This window comes from Clostridium gelidum (genome assembly GCF_019977655.1).
Classification (GTDB): Bacteria; Bacillota; Clostridia; order Clostridiales; family Clostridiaceae; genus Clostridium; species Clostridium gelidum.
On the sequence record NZ_AP024849.1, the window covers coordinates 3,055,304 to 3,074,377 of the forward strand.

Sequence of the window (19,074 nt, forward strand, 5' to 3'; positions counted from 1 at the left end):
AAATCTTAACATAGCTTAAAATACATGATTGCGCATTAAGGAAAGCTGCCATATCTTCAAGCCTTTTCTTTGAACCTTTCTAATCTACATCTTCAACTAACGTATTATGTTTTAGTTCTCTAAATCGGCAAATCTCATCAGCAATATTTTATATAAGCAACCCTCGAAGCTTATTTCCTATATTTCTTTTCGTTTTAATAAATCTAAATTTCATCGCAACTAGTTATTTGATTCGGCGGAATATCTATTTCATCTTTTATGTATAAGAATACCTCCGAAAACAAGTCACTATTTGCACGGTCAATTGCACGGCTTACCATCCACCGTTTTATCTGATTAATTTCACTATCTGTTAATTCTTCTTGTGTTTCATTCAAGTCAAAATTAAAGCGATGGATTTGGTCAATTGTTGCATAAAAATTCACTTTATAGCTTTTGCTACGTTTCGCCCAATCATCCTCCATCTTTTTTAACTCTGGGAAAGCACTCGAAAGTTTCATCATAAATTCTGGTCGTTCATGAATATTGGTTCCATAAGAAAAAATATCATCGTTCATCATAAACCCATTAACACAGTAGTCGTAATAAATTCGATGTGCAATTGGCTTGAGATATTTCTCTGGAGGCATTGAATAGTTATTGTGTCTATACCAATCATAATCCACATTGTACTCTTTACCTTTATAGAACAATAAATGCCTTTTCACATCAAAAAATACACCATTAGATTTTAGCATTCTGCTTAATAGAGTATCCCCAGATAATACTTTTTGAAGATTCCTTAAACCTTGACTACGAATTTCTCTGCATTCATCTAAAGAACCCAAAACATGAAATCCCCATACTCTAATATTATCCACGCTGATGTCATTTACCCTTGCTGCATTGCGATTCCAAAATTTCTCAAACTCATTATCGCTGTTGATAATGAGTTCTTCAATATATTCTTGTCCAGACATATTGAAGAAAGTAAGTAAAAAATCATATGCACTGTCTGGAGTTCTCAAGTCAAAATTATACATTCAACTGACCTCCTGCTAGAATCATAGTTTTGGTTTTGGCAACTTTATATTAGTGTTACCCCCAAGAATGCTTGCCCCTATACCAACAACTGTAAAGACAGCCAATGTACCTACTGAAATCATTTTCCAGTTGAATCCTTTGTTTTCTGTCTCCTTACTTTTGGCCATTTTTGCAATTTCAACCATTTTCTCGATGTAATATTTTTTCTCCTCAAAAGGCAAATCATCTTTTGCTAGACAACTCTTTAAGGCCGTAACCACTTCGTTATAAATATCAAAACACTGTTTGCTGCTCTCCGAATTTGCATCAAGTATCTTTTCCATAACACTTTTATAATCTCTCAACACTTCCAATGCCATATTTGCAAACTCTGGGAATTGCTCTAATGCTTTTTTAGCAACATCAGGTTCCATATTCTGCAACATAGATGCAAAAGTCATAACCTTATCTTTTGTAATATGCCTAAAATCAGGAATATCAAACTGTTGTAACACATCCTGTTCCGATAATAAGTTACTCATTATACTGTCCTCCTTAGCTATTAATTCTCTTAGTAAAACCTCGAAAAATTTGTGCAAACATATTTTTCGAATTGCTTTTTACAATATTCCTTCTTTACCCCATTTGAATCCTTGCGATTTCCATTAAACCAAATGCTATGTTTACCCGCATTCTTTCCAGTCTTATTAGTTACACATTCATCAAGAAATTCTTTTGATGATAAAATCCACATAATATCCAGTCTCTCCGAAAAGAATAAAAAATAGAAATTATCTGTCAGTTCATGTGTAATAGCTGCAAATAAAGCTGCATCACCATCAATAACATCTTTGGATCTGGCTTTAATCTGAATCTCAATGAAAGTACCGTCTTCTTTCTTAATTACGCAATCTACACCGTGGTCATCCACCAACGGAACATAGCAATCAAGACCTTCTATTAGCATATCCCCAATCAGTTTATATTCCATTCGTTTCCCAAATCCAGCTGAATTTCTAAATGATATTCCCACCTCTTATCTACATCCTTTATTATCAATTATCGTTATATCCGTTCTTAATTGTATAAAACACATCTTCCAGTACTGTTCTCTCTCCAGTGTTTTTTCAGGGACTCTAAACAATTAAATAAAAAACTAAAATATTAAAAAACGTAATATTTTTACTAATCAGCTTTATTGTCTAAATCAACCACATTTTCATATCCAAAGTAATTTTTTGCATTAACCAAGATAGCGTCCGTTGCTTGTGGATAATATACTACCAAATTTTCCTTTGCTCTTGTGCAACATACATAAAAGAGTTTCTGTGTTCTTTCCAAAATAACTGGAAAGTTTTTTTGTTTAGCTGGTGTAATAGTATTTTTTATTTCTGGATTAAACAAATATTCAAAATTATAATTTGACCATCCACCATTATCAAGAATAACCAATACGTTATCAAATTCATTTCCTTTTATTTTGTGCTGTGTTGATAAAGGTACATAACCTTCTAAATAGTAATACAATTCTTGGAATACCTCATATTTAACTTTCTTAACTCTTTCATACAGATAATCATTAGATTCTATAAAATGCTCAAGTTTATCATCAACCTTACACAAGTTATGGTCATCAGCGTATTTAATAACTGATTCAATCGTATCATTTTCCATACTACTAAAATTATTAATAATATCCTTTATCTTTAATTTATCGGCAATTGTAGTTATTGTATATGATGTTGCTCTTAAAAACTCATTATATTGATTATTCTTATATAAATGTAACAAATTTTGTATCTTAAATAGATGTTGAATTAATCTATCTCTTTTAGGTTCTCTTGATTTTTCTTCCATATAATCATCTTTTTTATCATCTATTAATTGGTCTTTATTAAAATATATCCTTTTTACTTTACTAAACGACCAATCTTTTACAATATCATATAATTCCTTGAATAAATGATCTTCTAACAGTACATCTTTTTTAGAACGTCCTTTATTCTCTTTATTTTTATAAGTAAGATTTACTTGATTTACAATATTATCAAATGTTTCTTCCGCATCAACAGATATACTTTTATTCTTGATTTCTTTATCAATCTCATTTTTTAATTTAGTAATTGGATCTGAGTCATATATATCCATCAATTCAGAAAACCCAGCTTGTCCAGCAATTAAATTGTGTGTTAATCTTAGTTCTTTTGTCTGCCTAGAATCTTTAAAATTCCACATTTTACAATACTTCGAATTATATAACTTATCTATATCTATATTTTCTGAATACACAAATTTGATATCACCATTTTTAATTAATCCGTCTTTCATATTAGGAGCATCTAAATCATCTGATGATTTTTGACTAAGATTATCAATACGAATCTTATTTGCTAAGTCAATAACACTTTTAGGATTTCGCCTATTTTGTACTTTTTTGACTTCATTAATTATTCCACTATCTATGTATTTAGTAACATTACCAATTCCACCATCATATATTGCCTGCATTAAATCTCCAAATAAGCCTATTACATTTTTATGGTTACCTTTTTCAAGAAATTCTAGTAGTATTTCTATTACTAATGGTGAAGTATCTTGATATTCATCAACAAATATGTACTGATACTTGTCTTTTACTATGTCACAAAGTCTTGAGTATTTTTTGTACATATAATTTGCTAATATCAATACCTCATCATGTGATATCTCACCTTTATTTATTCTTACATACTCTTTATATTGAATACCATTCTCAAAATCATTAGTATATTCTATATCACCATTAGGATTTCTAATTTTAGAAGATGAATCATTAATTATTTTTAATAATGATTCCTTCATTTCTTTCTGAAAAGGACTAATTGTATCCCATAAAAAATCATGAATTGTAGACACTGATAAATTCTTATACGAAATTCTTTGTTCTATTTCCTTTACAGCTGCATTTGTATAGGTAATACATACTATTTTTGAAGTTGGATCTAGATTAATTACTTCTTTTATAATTTGAACAAGGGAATAAGTCTTTCCACTTCCTGCTCCCCCGCTAAGCAAAAAATTTTCCTTTTCTTTAATATACTCAATTATTTTTAATACTTCAGGTTCTAATTTTTCTTTAACCATATTAACCCATCCTTAATGTATTTAGGTATTTTCCAATTTGAATAATTTGATTTATCATCACATACGCTGTTAAGTAAAACATCCATAGCGAAAGATGGTTTACTTTGTATACATTTTTCTGCAAGTTCATAGCTATCATATTTATATTTTCCACTTGAGCTTTCTTTTTTATCAAAATAATTAATATTTTTTAGGCTTTTAAACTTGTCCTTATTATCAATTATTAATTTTCTATTTATATGAAAAAAAGCATCTTCAAAACTTCTTGCATTGTAATTATCACTATCTTCATTAACTTCTGCAACTTGATAAACAAGCATCAAATGTCCTTTAAATGAACTTTGCCACTCATCATTTTCCTTTATTAACACTTTATCTTTAATATCTAAATTTTTAAAATAGTCAATTTCATTTGTTCCATGTTTTATCAAATATTCTTCTATTTCTTTTTTATAATAATGCTTTAATGCACCATTACTTGTACATGTACTTTCATCTACCAAACTAGCTTCCGCCTTCATTTTATCTGTTCCATCTGCTTTCGTCTTTACTGTTCCTTTTTCATCTTTATCTAGAACCATCTTTCCTGAATCAATATCTGTAATAATTAGTGCCTTGATCCCAATAAACTCTATAAATTTATCGAATATTTGAGAGTAATTCCCTACCTCTATAACAGAAATATTTTGTGACAGTAAAGGCAAAATATCCGTAGCTTTATCTTCATCATCTATTTTTTTCATCATAGCTGGCACTAAAAGTCTCTCCGTATCTCCTTCTATAAAAATAGCTTTATCTGCAAAGAATATTTCTGACCTGTTTAATGTTAGATATTGTTTTAAAAACTTAAAATGAGCTTTACCAACATCTTTTTCTTTAGAATATTCTATTTCCAATTGTTTTAAGTTTTTTGCTTCTACATAGTTCGAACTATCTTTCCTAAAGTATTTAATGTTATCAAACTCACACTCTGATACAATATGCGACGAATGTGTTGTTATAATTGTCTGCAATTCAAAACTTTTATTATTATTACTTCCATCGCTCCCTTCTTCCAATATATCCCTTATATTTTTTATAAAAATATATTGCATTTGAGGATGTGTGTGTGCTTCAGGCTCTTCAATAAATAGTAAATTTACATCTGCTGGTTTCATTTCCTTCTTATTGTCTTTTCTAAACTCACTTAACAATGTTTCTATCTCAAAAATCATACTTATTAAATTTAAATATCCTAATCCGTTATAACTTTCAGGAAGATAATGACTATTATCATCATATACAACAGTAGTGTTACCTTTTAATAGTTCTCGTCTTTGTAAAGATGAAATTACTTTAATAACTGTTTCATCCTTTTTCATCCCTCCAAACTTTTTGACCTTTTCAACTACATCTTCGAATAAATCATCATAAACAGCTGATAATTTTGAGTCTGTTTCTATTAAAGCATTTTCAAAATTATCTATCGCTTTGCTCTGAGAATCATTTATCTCAGTCTTTTCATAATACTTTGATGATAAATCTGATAATGTTCCATCATTTTCAATATTAGTTATAGATCTTCGTGCTCCTATATATTTGAAATTTATTATTTTGCTTATATCTACTTTCTTTTTATCTAAATCAATAAATTCATCTAAATTAACATCTTGGATAGCATTATCATATTGTACTGCTTTCCTTCTTATTTTAAAGAATTTATTATGCTGCGACTTTGCAAAATTTTCAAAACACCCTAATTCATTTGTTGATAATGCAGAATGTTTAGATTTATATTCCTCAAATTTTTCTCTCATTTTATTGTAATTTTCGACATCTAATGAATATTCAAACTTCAATACCACTATCCTATTATCTGGATTCAAATCAAGCATTAAATCACTAATATTTGAAAGTTTATCTTTTTCGTTATATTCAATGAAAATTAATAATGAAATTCCGTCTTGCTTCTCCCATACTATTTTGTTATCTTTTATACTACTATACAATTTACTTTTAAATTCAATATTAAAATCATCATATGCAAAACTATTACTTGATGACTTGTCCCCTATAAATTTATTTAGTATAGATAGTAATGATGTTTTCCCACAGTTATTCTTTCCTATAATAATAGATAACATTTCTTCTAAATCTAATTTTAAATCTTTTAATAATCTATAATTTTTTAATTGTATTTTAGTTATTTTCACATTCTTCACCCTTTTTATTTATATAATAATATTGTAGATTTATGATCTTTTATACAAATATTATTATACACATTTTTTACATGTAAATCTATATTTCTCCTTTTTTTGAATCAATAACATTTTTATTGATTATATCCCATTAGAATGCAAGCTATAAATTTACTCTTCAACTATATTGAGTGATTTAATTGCTAATAAAGTTATCATTAAGAATAAATATTTTCTTAGCGTGATTTTTTATATTAATTTTGTATATAAATAAGAATAGAAAAGGAATTTTATTGAAATGATTTAAATGATACGTAGAAAGGGGGATAACAAATATGAGCAGAGATATTAAGTTTCGAGCATGGCATAAAAACACTAATTATATGTGCCAAAATGTAAAGACAGACTTATTAGATAGGGATTACTTAGCGTTTTTGCAATATACTGAACTTAATGATATTCATGGAAATAATATCTATGAAGGAGATATAGTATATCAAAAATCAGTTGTAATAGATGGCCCAAATATATGTTTTACTGGTGAAGTTAAATTTTATAATGGCAGTTGGTGGATAAATAATGGAGATAATTCTGTTTACCTCTTCAATGAGAATTGTGAGAATGAAATCATTGGAAATAAGTATGAAAGTCTTAAACGCTAATATGTAATATTTTTAATTGCAAGAATGTTTATAAATGGGAGCATTTTTCTTTGTTAATTTATATAGAATATATTATCCTTTATCTATAGTTAAATTTTGCATATATAATTCAAAATGTTTTTCAATGAAAAGTGTGGTTACGATTATCACACTATCTTTATTTACCTTAAACTTAGAAATCCCGACAATACTCATTTGCATTGGCGGGATTTCTAAGTTTGGTGGAGGGGAGCCGTAACAAGCCCCACACTTTGTCATTAATTATTCAACTTCTTAGCCTCAGCCACCAACCTATACAAAGTATTCATAGCCTCCATAGGATTTAACCCTAAAATATCAACTTCACTAATCTCCTTAAGAAAAGCTTCTTTTTCCATAAAAGCAAAATCCAACTGCATATTATTAGAAACATCCTTATGCTTATGTTTCTTATGAGTACTTTCTTCTTTAACTAGAGAATTATCAAAACTTTCATCCTCTAAGTTAATTTCAACACTATTAGAAGAATTACTTTCAACTTTAAATTCCTCTACAGTCTCATTAACTGTTTCATTAGTTACTTCTAAAGCTTTTTCAGAACCATAACCATCATTTTTAGCAGTAACACTATCTATAGCAGCTTCATCATTCACTTTAAATTCACCATTAGTTACCTTATGAATATCAAAACTATTTTCTCCTTCTATACCAAGAAGTATTTCTCGAGCACGGCTTATTACTTTCTCTGGAAGGCCTGCTAGTTTTGCAACTTCTATACCATAAGATTCATCGGCTCCGCCTTCAACTATTTTTCTAAGGAAAATTACGCTATCTTTCATTTTCTTAACTGCTACAGAATAGTTCTTAACTCCAGGTAAGATTCCCTCAAGTTTTACTAATTCATGATAGTGAGTTGCAAATAATGTTTTGCATCTTAAAGCTTCATTTCCAGTTATGTATTCAATAACTGACCATGCTATAGAAAGTCCATCATATGTTGAAGTTCCACGTCCAACTTCATCCAGTAACACTAAGCTCTTAGATGTAGCATTTTTAAGTATGTTAGATACTTCCCACATTTCAACCATGAATGTTGATTTTCCACCTGCTAAATCATCAGAGGCTCCAATTCTAGTAAATATTTTATCACATATTGAAATATTCGCAGAAGAGGCTGGTACAAAAGAACCTATTTGAGCCATTAAAGTAATAAGTGCTACCTGTCTCATATATGTAGATTTACCTGCCATATTAGGTCCTGTTATAAGTAATAACTCTTTATCTGTTTGATTCAATGTAGTATTGTTAGAAACAAACTCTCCACGTCCTATTACTTTTTCAACAACTGGATGTCTTCCATCAACTATTTTAATTAGTCCCTCTTCATTTATTTCTGGTTTAACATAATCATTTTCAAGAGCTACTAAAGCTAATGTAGATATTCCATCTAAATTTGAAATAATTTTAGCACTTTGCTTAAGTCTAGCAATTTCTTTTTCTATAGTATCGCGCACTTCATTAAATAAAGCATATTCTAAATTAATAAGTTTTTCCTCTGAGCCTAAGATTTTATCTTCCATTACCTTAAGCTCTTCTGTTATATATCTTTCAGCATTAGCTAAAGTTTGTTTTCTTATATATCTTCCTTCTGGAATAGAGTTGTAATTTGATTTGGTTATTTCAATATAATATCCAAAAACCTTGTTATAACCAACTTTTAATGATTTAATTCCAGAAAACTCCCTTTCTTGATTTTCTAGAGCTGCAATCCATTCCTTGCCATGAAGTTTTGATTGTATTAATTCATCAACTTCTGCATTATAGCCTTGTTTTATTATATTTCCTTCTTTTATACTTAAAGATGGCTCTTCTTTAATTGACGCATCTAACAATCTTCTTACATCATCTAATTCATCTAAATTTTCATAGTATTCTTTTAAAAGATCAGACTTTGCATATTTTAATAACTCTTTAATTGCTGGAATTTTATTTAAGGACGCTTTAAGTGATAACATATCCTTTGCATTTACATTTTTGTTAGAAATCTTACCAACAATTCTTTCTATATCATAGATTTCTTTTAAAGAAGTTCTTAAATCTTCATTAAAACTTATAGAATTAAATGCTTCGTTAACTCCACTTAATCTTTTTTCTATTTCAGATTTAATAATTAAAGGTTCTTCTATCCACTTACGGAGTGTTCTTCCACCCATAGATGTGGCACTTTTATCAAGTACCCATAAAAGAGAACCTTTTTTATTTTTTTCTCTTATACTTTCAGTAAGTTCTAGGTTTCTTCTTGAATTACCATCAATAGTCATGTAATTTATGATTTCATATTGCTCTAATAAATTTATGTTAGTTAAACTCATCATTTGAGTTTCATATATGTACTTAAGTAATACTGAGCTAACATGTTCTCTTTCCTTATTTAACCCTGCAACTTCTAAATCTGAAAATTGATTTAAAAGTTCTTCTTTTGTAACAAAAAATTCATTGAAATTCTTTGTAGATATAAATGCAGGAGTTACTCCTTTTATATCTTCTATAAGACTTTTGCTTATATTTTCATCTACAAGGATTTCTTTTGGTGAAACCTTTGCAATTTCATCAAGTAAGCTTATTCTTATATTATCAAAAGAAGTCGTTTTAAATTCACCAGTACTTATATCTGAAATTGCTATACCGAAATTTTCATCATTTTCATATATAGCCATTAAATAAGTATTATCATTTTCAAGAGTGTTACTAGCATCTACAAATGTTCCAGGTGTAATTATCTTAACAACACCACGCTTAACAATTCCTTTAGCTTCTTTTGGATCTTCAAGTTGTTCACAGATTGCAACCTTATATCCTTTATTAACAAGTCTTGGTACATAAGCAGCTGCTGCATGATGTGGAATTCCACACATAGGAGCTCTCTCCTCAAGTCCACATGACTTTCCTGTAAGTACGAGTTCTAGTTCACGAGATACCGTAAGTGCATCATCAAAAAACATTTCATAAAAATCACCTAATCTATAAAATAGAATACAATCACTGTATTCTTCCTTAGTCTTCATGTATTCAACCATCATTGGCGTTAAAGCCATAATATATTTCCTCCTCTAAATGTCTATCTATTCTTTTAGAATATTGACATTTTTTTAATATTTAATTACATATATAAAATCCCTAGGACAATTATAACAATTATTCTAGGGATTTTCATTATTTTTATTTTAATATATATGTTGCAATAAAGTTTTCACATATCTCTTAACCCGCATTTTACAAGCAAATTCTAAAATTCTTAAATTCTAAGATTCTAAAGTTCTAAAATTCTTTAGAATCTTAGAATTTTAGAATTCCTAATTGTAAAATCATTATTGAAACTTATATATATACATATGGAAATAAGTTTTATTATTAAATAAATTCCCTATTCTACATTAATTAGACCTGTTATCAATAAACTCTGTTATGTCAAAATGCTTCATTATTGTTTCCACATCCCATAATCTTTTAGGATCTTTCATTTCTTCTATAAAACATGATGATTTTATATCTGGATGATCATCTCTTGTAAAACATATTTTATTACTAAATGGAAGAGCATCAAATTGTTTTATTATATCTAAGTTACATGTTTCATTTTCAGCAAAAACAATTATTAAGTTTTTCCAATTAATTTTATCTATTCGCCTAGTCCATTTTTCTATTACTTCTTCTTCGTTTTTATAATGCATAAAGAATATTTCAATATCATACAACTTGGCAATTGGAAAGTCCATAGATAATTCCGAGTTTTTAAAATCATCATAATAAATTGATTCTTTTGGATTAATAAATTCTAATTGCTTTGAAAGATAAAATTTAATATCAGACAAAAATTTAACATAATCTCTAGCTAAAAAAAATAACCCTAGGGTAGGGGTTCTATATTCAATGTTGTAATGTTGATATATAAATCCCCCAAGGCAATTATTACATATTATACTGAAATTTTCATCTTTCAAATTTAATATTGAGTTTGTTTTTGATAACATTTAAACATCACTCCCATGTATTTTATTTATTCAAAACCTACAGTTCCTCTGTTTCGGAGTAATACACTCCTAACCACTTTTATCTTTATATATATTATTATTTTAGAAGTCTTTGGCAGTCCATGGGTCTATTAGGTCTACATACTGTATACTTGTATCCTTCAAATACACTATCATTTACTACAGGTAAAATACTAATTGCAAGAGCAGCCCATCCCGGAATCTCCATTATAGCCTCCATTATTAGCATATATTCCATAAATGATGACTTGTCCATGTTTCTTACTTCATCTCCAATTTTAGAGTCAAAATATATTCTCATGCCTTCAGTCTTTACATGCTTGAAGATTTGAATACCATCAATTTCTACAGACTCAACATTATTTATTATATTCTGCTGTCTCCATTTACAATTTACTAATACCATAATAACAACCTCCCATTTATTTTTGGGTATAATCAAAAAATCATTTTAAAAGTATTTTTTTTGCTTTAGTCTTTCTTAAAATTGTAATTATTAAGGTTGATATTAATAAGGTACAAATAAATCTAATCATTGTATTTTCAAATAACATAGGTGCAAACATTGCAATCCAAATCATAATTATTTGATGAGAACAATATATTCCTAAACTATAATCTCTACAAGCTTTAGAAATCCTAGTTGAAATACTTATATTGCAATTAATTGCCCAAACTAAAATTAAAGGAGCTGCAATTATTGCTGATAGATACATGTTAGCATCTTTAGCAATACCAGTTTTATTTAATACAAAGGTTTCAATGAGTAATAATATAATTGAAATTATACTTAGTAATCCTGCATTTTTTATCTTTTCATTAAATTTATATTTATTAACTGCTGCACCTATAGATACAAAAATAATTGATTCAGTAATACCTATTTGTGGCATGACAAATACTCCAGTATATCCATTAATTAAATGAGTTATCATAGTTTTTTCAAATAACCCAAAATAGGTATCTCCGGTTGCTCCAAATAAATATAATACAAATCCAATAATAATCAAAAGTAATATTTTATCTTTTTTAAGCAATGGTGATATTACAAAAATAGCAATTATTAAAGAAGATATATACCAAAGACTTCCTGTAATACCCATAAATAATAATCGTTCAATAAGAAATATTGGCGAAGTACCTAAATTACTTAAAACCATTGGAAATAACGTTATAATCTCTATAAGCACCCATGAAACATAAAGAATTAATAACCGTTTTAAAGTTGATTTAGGTTCTTTTTCTGAATTTATTCGATTATACAAAAAATAACCTGTAACTATAAAGAAAAATGGCACTGCAAGTCTAGCTATCCCCATGCTAGTTGCAATCCATAAATCTTCATTTATAGACTTAAAAGCCATTGTATGAATAGATACAACTAAAGCAGCAAAAACTAATCGCAATACATCAATCATTCCATAATAAGTAGAATTTTTTGTTTCCATATCACATCAATCCCCTTTAAATTATTTATATTGGGATGGGTATTTAATTTATCTAATCCCCCCCCAAAAAGCATTTTATTTAAATTAGACATTTAAATTAGACATTTAAATTTTATTTTCGAATTGCTTTTAATTCCTCCATTAATCTATTAAGCATTTCTGGGGCCATATTCCTTCTACTATGAAACGTATTTAAATATAGAAAAAATTCACCTTCTGTGGTTAATATTTCTCTGACTTTGTTGTTTCTACTTTTCTTTATAATTACTTTTTCATTGTTTCTTATAGCTCTTAAGGCATTTTCAAATATCCCTTTTACATATTGATATTTTTCTTCATAATCCTTCAATATTTTATTATAATAGGCTGAGTTTATATCCCTAATATACCCTAAATTGCAGTACTGATAATACATCTTTGTTAAATACACACATTCAAAATCATCATATATTACATATGCATTTTCTTCATTTTTTATTGAACCAAATACCCTCTCCATTGCAGAATAAGTTGTAATCCATACATCTCCTGCCTGCTTTATCTCATCTTGTTCAAATTTTCCTCTTTCTATAGATTTCCGAATTGTGGATCCATTAGATAATCCCCATTTCTTTGCTGCTTCAGATAAAGTCATAACACAATCTAATTCATTGCCAGCTTTAATGTCTTTTGCTGAAAACAAAGCTTTTATATCTGATTTTCCTAATTCACCATTAAAAATTTTAAGTTCTTTTCCATATTGATCAAATTGAGTGGATATAACCAAAATATTTTGGCTTTTATATAGCAAATCGAAAATATCATCAATATCGAAAATTGGATTCTTTTGTTCTTTATCTTCAAGGCTATATACTATAGCTGGATAAAGTCTTCTATTTTCTGCTGTAACAATTGTAATAGTCATAAATCAATCACTTCCTTAATGATATTGTCACCATCTAGTGACAATATCATTATATGTCTTAAGATGAAAATTTGCCAATTGCAAATTTGACCATTCTCAGCCTAATATTACCATCTGATAAAATTATCTCTTTGAATCATCATATAGTGATTATTTTCTTTTATTATTTCACTATGTCGTGACTAAAGCTTTGATATATAATTTATAATAGTTCATACTAGAGCTTAATTCTAAACTGTGAACGATATTATGGATTCATTTTGACTATAAAGTTTTTTATAAAAGTATGTAATTTTGTATAAAAAATAAAAAATTAAAATTTGAAGCGTGTTTTTTAGATTACACACTTTAAATTTTAACTAAATACTGAATTTCATCCAATAATAATCAACAATTGATTATTGATTATTGCTAGTTGATAACTTATCATTGTTACTTATAAATTGTTTGCGATTTATAAAATATGAAGGTACTTCATAAGAAAGCATTACTATCCATCCAGCTAGGCAACTAAATGCAATACCTGCTATTCCATAACGTGGTGCTAGTATATATGAAAAAATTACTCTAGTTAATATTTGAAGAAATGTAGAAATTAAAGTTATTTTTAAATCTCCCATACCTCTAAAATAGCCTTGAAGTCCGTTGGTAAGTCCAGGCAATATGTAAAAGAGCGCCATACTTTCTAAATAAATAACTCCAAGATGAATAATTTGTGCACCACTGTCTGGTACAAACAATTGCATTATACTTCTTGAACCGAAATATACAGGGAATACTATTATAGTCCAATAAATGATTTCTAATATCATTCCATAACGAAACCCTTTTTTTATACGTTCATTTTTATGACCACCTCTGTTTTGAGCAATAAATATAGTCATAGCACTAGAAATACTTTGCTGAGGCGTAAACGCAAAATCATCTATACGAGTAACTGCATTAAATGTTGCTATACTGTTTACTCCGAGTGGATTAACAGATCCTTGAACTAATAATTTACCTATGTAAAGACAAATTTGTTGAAGCGCTGTAACAGAACTATAGTTTATTGTATTTTTTAAAAGGGATGTATCTATTGTTATTTCACTTTTTGAAAAACGCAAAATAGGCACCTTTCTATATACGTATATAATACATAAAATAGAAGATACAGCCTGTGAAACTACAGTAGCAATAGCTGCTCCAAGTACACCTAGGTTTAAACCAACTACAAGCAAAACAGCTAAAATAGCATTTAATATAGATGAAAATATTAAAAATAAAATAGGCGTTTTAGAATCACCTATACTACGTAATGTAGCAGAATATATGTTATATAAAAAAGTGAATATTAGTCCACAAAATATTGTTTTTAAATACAAAGCCGCCTCTGGAATAATTTCAATTGGAGTTCGTATAAGCATTAAGATAGGCTTGGCTAAAAAGAAACCAATTATGCTCATAACAATAGTGAAAATTATTCCAACTATCATTGAAGTAGATATTTCTCTTTTTAGTTTTTTAATATTTCCTTCTCCAAAATATTCGCTCATTAAAATAGATGTACCCATGCAGATACCAACAATAAAAAATATAACAATATTCATTACTGGATTTGCGGCCCCCACTGCTGCAAGCGAATTTGTTCCTACAAAACGTCCTACTATAATAGCATCTACTGCATTATAAGTTAGTTGAAACATATTACCTAAAATCATAGGTAATGCAAATGTCACTAACTGCTTTGGTATATTACCACTTGTCATATCTTTTGTCACAATATTCCCCTTTCTAGTCTTTTAAACTATAACCTAAAGTTAATTCATTTTTAACATTTATTGAATATAATATTTATTAAAGGAAGGTGAAAAAAATGAAAAATTTAAATATATGTATTGATATTGATGGAACTATAACTGACCCTTATTATTGGTTACGTTATGCAAACAATTATTTTAATTCTAATATATCTGAAAGTCAAATTACATCTTACGATATTTCCAAAGTGCTTAATGTTGACCGAAATGACTACTTAGAATTCTATGAAAAATATAAGTTTGAAATTCATACTAACCAAAAATTAAGAGATGATGTCATAGATACATTAGACATACTCCATAAATTTAACAACCTCTATTTTATAACTGCTAGAGATAAATCTTTAGAACTTTTAACTTATCTATATTTATTGAACCATGAAATTCCATTTGATGAAGTTTTTATTTTAGGTACTCATAATAAAGTTCCTAAAGCAATAGATTTAAATTGTGATATTTTCATAGAAGACAGTTATGATAATGCCATAGATCTATCAAACAGTGGCTTTAAAGTTATATTACTAGATACAAACTATAATAGATTTCCACTAAATAATAATATTATTAGAGCATATAGTTGGAATGAAATATTACAAATCATAACTGAAATGTCCAAAGAGAAAAAAGCAGTTTAACTTATGCCATATTCTTATACCCAACTCTTATTGACTTCTTACCATTCTATAACCTTCATTTCTAATATTAACAACTTCTTAAAATTCATTAAGAAATACATATCCTGAATAAAGAATATAATCCTTATAGCAATTATATCAATTACTATAAGGATTTTTATAATCTTTACGGATTTTTTATTAGTCCAATAGCTACTCCAAGAAAGCAAAATTGTTGATCTTCTATAATAATAGGTTCGTACATTTCATTTTCTGGCATAAGAGCTATCTTCCCATCCATAATTCTATATGTTTTTAAAGTAGCTTCTCCTTCAATGTCCACTGCAACTATATCTCTAACATTTGGGGTATTTTGCTTACTTATTACTACATAATCTCCATCATAAATGTTTTTATTTATCATAGAATCACCTTTTACTTTAAGCATGAAAACATCTTTAGACTTTCGTATCCATTCTTTTGGCAAATAGTAATTATCTTCAATAGAATCATTCATAAGAATTGGACTTCCTGCTGCAATTTCATTAAATACTGGAATGCTTAAGACATCTTCCACTTTTTCCTCAGTTCCATTGTATTCAATGTAAATTTCATCTACAGATCCAGAATCTTTTATAAATTTATGAGATACATTTCTTTTTAAGTCTATATATTCAATAGTATCTAAAGTCAAAGCTGACTTATCTAAATTATCTTTTATATTATTTTCAGCTTGTGCTTGTTCAATTTTATCAGATGTTTTTATTTTATTCATTTTAGCTTCTTCTTCAATAAAAATAGCCTTTAAAGAAATACTTTTCCCCTTCATATCATACCCTAATGTAGCAAAAGATCGTCCCTTTGTAAGATATGCATAAGGATTATTATATTGCATCATATCAATTACAAAGGTTATGCTTGAATAAGTTTTTTCATTATATAGTGCTTTTAAAAAATCTATTTGAACCTTCGTTAAATCTTGGCAACTATCTATAAAAATATGAGTATAATTCTTACTTGGATTTTTTTGAGCTTCTTCTAGAGCTATAAGTTCCATATCTTTATGATCTATCTTATTTACCTTTTTTAAATTATTATTATACTCAACTAAAATTTCAAATACAACTTGTCTCTGTTTGGAATTTTTTCTAAGAATTTTAGGGACATTATTACTTGAGTTACTTACTCTATAAGGTCTATTGGCAGTCTTATATTCTTCAATATTTATATAATCACAAGATTTTATCCACTTGATTTCTTCTTGTATAAACTCTATAAATGCAATATTTAGTATATTAATCTTATTATTTTCATATTTCTTAGCTATAATCTTTATTGCTTCTTCAAGCGTATTTTTACATTCTGTAATAGATGCAATAGCAACTTTCTTTTTGTTAGATTTATTATATTGATTAAAATAATAAATCATTAAAGAATCTACTGTACTCATTTCTAATTTGTAACTATTATCTTCATCAAAAAAACTATTCTGATGATATTTTTCATCTGCTATGTTTTCATAAATAAATGATACATTTTTTAAAACTTCTTCATTATTAGTTGCTATAAGTAGCTTATCATCTTTGGATATGCAATACTTATTAAGTAATGTGGGTATCTTATTAATAAATGCAGTAGTCTTTCCAGTGCCAGCTACACCTTTTATTAACATATGACCGTTAGGCTTATTATTAATTATTTTACTTTGCGCTCTATTAAATTCCATGTTTATCCTCCTTCCATCAGTTTTTTAATTTATAAATATATACCGTGCGAAAATTTTAAACTATTGTGTAATTATACTATATTAAATGATTATGTGTAAAGTTTTGAGGAATTGTGACTCATTAAATATAAAGATATCTTTATATTTTACAGAATATACAAACGTTGTGTTGATTCTTTAAAATATGTATAATAAAAAAAGTAAAACTATGATACTAAAGTAAAAATATTAAAATTATGGACAAGTACGAAAGGAGAATAAAATGAAACAAAGTATTATATTTTTTGACATTGATGGAACATTATTAAGCGAAAAAACTTTTACTGTTCCAGATAGTGCTAAAGAAGCTATAAGAAAAACTCAAGAAAATGGACATCTTGTATTTATTAATACAGGTAGACCAATTTTAGAAATTGATGATTGTATTCAAGATCTTAACTTTGATGGATATGTATGTGGATGTGGGACTTATATAGAATTTAAAAACAAAGAATTATTCCATAGAAGTCTTGGTGTAAATTTATCAAGACAAATTGTAAGTAAGTTACGTGAATATCATATTGATGCAATATTAGAAGGCAAAAATGGTGTTTACTATGATAATGATATAAATATATGTTCTAAAGAGGTACTTAGAATTAAAGCTCGTCATATAAACGTAGGTTTTTATAAAGGACAAACCTTTGATGATTCTGATATTGATTTTGATAAATTAGTTATTTGGAATAATGAATCTAGTGATTTTGAAGCTTTTCATAATGAATTTGAAAATACCCTTGAATTTATACACCGTGGTGAAGATTTTTATGAATTAGTGCCACTCGGATTTTCAAAAGCAACTGGGATAAAATATTTAATAGAGCACTTAGATATTCCCCACCAAAATACATATGCAATTGGTGATAGTACCAATGATTTATCTATGCTTGAATATGTAGAAAATAGTATTGCTATGGGTAATAGTCATCCCCTGCTATTTGATTTAGTTTCTTTTGTTACAAAAGATGTTGATGAAGATGGAATTTTTTCTGCATTAAAGCACTACAATATAATATAAAATCTGATAGTTAAACCTTGAAATATTTTTTTAAAAAAGTAGGTAGTTTTGTGTAAAAACAAAACTATCCACATAATTACAACTTCAAAAGTAGTTTCAGGATAGCGTCTTAATTCTTTATCACAAATATCTCCTTGAACAAGTGTATATCTTTTACCATCTCCTATTAACTTAAGATTTTCTAAATTTCCTCCATAAGTTAATTTATCTAAATTTATTAAATATAAAATAATATTTGCTACTATAAATCCTGCTCCACCTGTAACTAAATATGTCTTCGTTGATTACACCAACCTCTACTTCTGGAACTTATTTATAATTGGTAATTGTCTTTTTTACGCATTTTCCTGTCTTATGATAAAATCCACGTTTAATTCATAATCCAATACCTATCGTCCCTTCTTAATTTTGTCATTATAAAGTATAAAACTTATTAGGTACCTCTTATCAGAAAATTCATATGATGTATTGTAATTAGTCTTTTTGTGATTGTTAAAATGAACACGATTCTATTTAAAAGTGAATGGA

The 19,074-nt window shown here is 27.8% G+C and carries 14 protein-coding genes and 2 pseudogenes; 3 read left to right on the plus strand and 13 right to left on the minus strand.

Annotated elements, in window-relative coordinates:
- Positions 1 to 203: 203 nt before the first annotated feature.
- The 5 genes from psyc5s11_RS13725 to psyc5s11_RS13745 all read right to left on the minus strand — a co-directional run bounded on the left by psyc5s11_RS13725 (position 204) and on the right by psyc5s11_RS13745 (position 6,317).
- Positions 204 to 1,022, minus strand: a complete 819-nt coding sequence (locus psyc5s11_RS13725) for a hypothetical protein (RefSeq protein WP_224033077.1) — start codon at positions 1,020 to 1,022, stop codon at positions 204 to 206.
- A 21-nt stretch (positions 1,023 to 1,043) separates the two neighbouring features.
- Positions 1,044 to 1,544, minus strand: a complete 501-nt coding sequence (locus psyc5s11_RS13730; protein ID WP_224033078.1) for a hypothetical protein — start codon at positions 1,542 to 1,544, stop codon at positions 1,044 to 1,046.
- A 29-nt stretch (positions 1,545 to 1,573) separates the two neighbouring features.
- Entirely contained in the window at positions 1,574 to 2,035 is a 462-nt protein-coding gene (locus tag psyc5s11_RS13735) for a hypothetical protein (RefSeq protein WP_224033079.1), read from the minus strand.
- Between the two features lie 152 nt (positions 2,036 to 2,187).
- Positions 2,188 to 4,125, minus strand: coding sequence for an ATP-dependent helicase (locus psyc5s11_RS13740; protein ID WP_224033080.1), 1,938 nt, complete (start codon positions 4,123 to 4,125; stop codon positions 2,188 to 2,190).
- Positions 4,107 to 6,317: an AAA family ATPase gene (locus tag psyc5s11_RS13745; RefSeq protein WP_224033081.1), complete on the minus strand. Its 2,211-nt coding sequence runs from the start codon at positions 6,315 to 6,317 to the stop codon at positions 4,107 to 4,109. Before psyc5s11_RS13745 ends, psyc5s11_RS13740 begins: the two co-directional genes overlap by 19 nt.
- Positions 6,318 to 6,640: 323 nt before the next feature.
- On the opposite strand from psyc5s11_RS13745, the gene psyc5s11_RS13750 reads away from it, so the two are divergent.
- Positions 6,641 to 6,967, plus strand: coding sequence for a YopX family protein (locus psyc5s11_RS13750; RefSeq protein ID WP_224033082.1), 327 nt, complete (start codon positions 6,641 to 6,643; stop codon positions 6,965 to 6,967).
- Between the two features lie 649 nt (positions 6,968 to 7,616).
- Here psyc5s11_RS13750 and mutS read toward each other — a convergent pair.
- From mutS to psyc5s11_RS13780, 6 genes and pseudogenes are all read right to left on the minus strand, one after another.
- A pseudogene (gene mutS / locus psyc5s11_RS13755) lies at positions 7,617 to 10,041 on the minus strand (DNA mismatch repair protein MutS); the annotation flags it as partial.
- A 339-nt stretch (positions 10,042 to 10,380) separates the two neighbouring features.
- Complete coding sequence (locus psyc5s11_RS13760; protein WP_224033084.1) at positions 10,381 to 10,977, minus strand: DUF1919 domain-containing protein; 597 nt, start codon at positions 10,975 to 10,977, stop codon at positions 10,381 to 10,383.
- A gap of 97 nt (positions 10,978 to 11,074) precedes the next feature.
- Positions 11,075 to 11,404: a hypothetical protein gene (locus psyc5s11_RS13765; RefSeq protein WP_224033085.1), complete on the minus strand. Its 330-nt coding sequence runs from the start codon at positions 11,402 to 11,404 to the stop codon at positions 11,075 to 11,077.
- Positions 11,405 to 11,444: 40 nt separating this feature from the next.
- Complete coding sequence (locus tag psyc5s11_RS13770; protein ID WP_224033086.1) at positions 11,445 to 12,446, minus strand: acyltransferase family protein; 1,002 nt, start codon at positions 12,444 to 12,446, stop codon at positions 11,445 to 11,447.
- Between the two features lie 112 nt (positions 12,447 to 12,558).
- A complete protein-coding gene (locus tag psyc5s11_RS13775) occupies positions 12,559 to 13,350 on the minus strand; it encodes a helix-turn-helix domain-containing protein (protein WP_224033087.1) in 792 nt (263 codons plus the stop codon).
- Positions 13,351 to 13,748: 398 nt separating this feature from the next.
- Entirely contained in the window at positions 13,749 to 15,110 is a 1,362-nt protein-coding gene (locus tag psyc5s11_RS13780) for an MATE family efflux transporter (RefSeq protein ID WP_224033088.1), read from the minus strand.
- A 95-nt stretch (positions 15,111 to 15,205) separates the two neighbouring features.
- Here psyc5s11_RS13780 and psyc5s11_RS13785 point away from each other — a divergent pair, with 95 nt between their 5' ends.
- Complete coding sequence (locus psyc5s11_RS13785) at positions 15,206 to 15,784, plus strand: 5' nucleotidase, NT5C type (protein WP_224033089.1); 579 nt, start codon at positions 15,206 to 15,208, stop codon at positions 15,782 to 15,784.
- Positions 15,785 to 15,950: 166 nt separating this feature from the next.
- Here psyc5s11_RS13785 and lexA read toward each other — a convergent pair whose 3' ends face one another.
- On the minus strand, positions 15,951 to 17,489 hold the full coding sequence (gene lexA, locus psyc5s11_RS13790; RefSeq protein WP_224033090.1) for a transcriptional repressor LexA: 1,539 nt from the start codon (positions 17,487 to 17,489) through the stop codon (positions 15,951 to 15,953).
- A gap of 262 nt (positions 17,490 to 17,751) precedes the next feature.
- On the opposite strand from lexA, the gene psyc5s11_RS13795 reads away from it, so the two are divergent.
- On the plus strand, positions 17,752 to 18,546 hold the full coding sequence (locus tag psyc5s11_RS13795; RefSeq protein WP_224033091.1) for an HAD family hydrolase: 795 nt from the start codon (positions 17,752 to 17,754) through the stop codon (positions 18,544 to 18,546).
- Between the two features lie 110 nt (positions 18,547 to 18,656).
- Here psyc5s11_RS13795 and psyc5s11_RS13800 read toward each other — a convergent pair.
- A pseudogene (locus psyc5s11_RS13800) lies at positions 18,657 to 18,791 on the minus strand (dTDP-glucose 4,6-dehydratase); the annotation flags it as partial.
- Positions 18,792 to 19,074 lie beyond the last annotated feature (283 nt).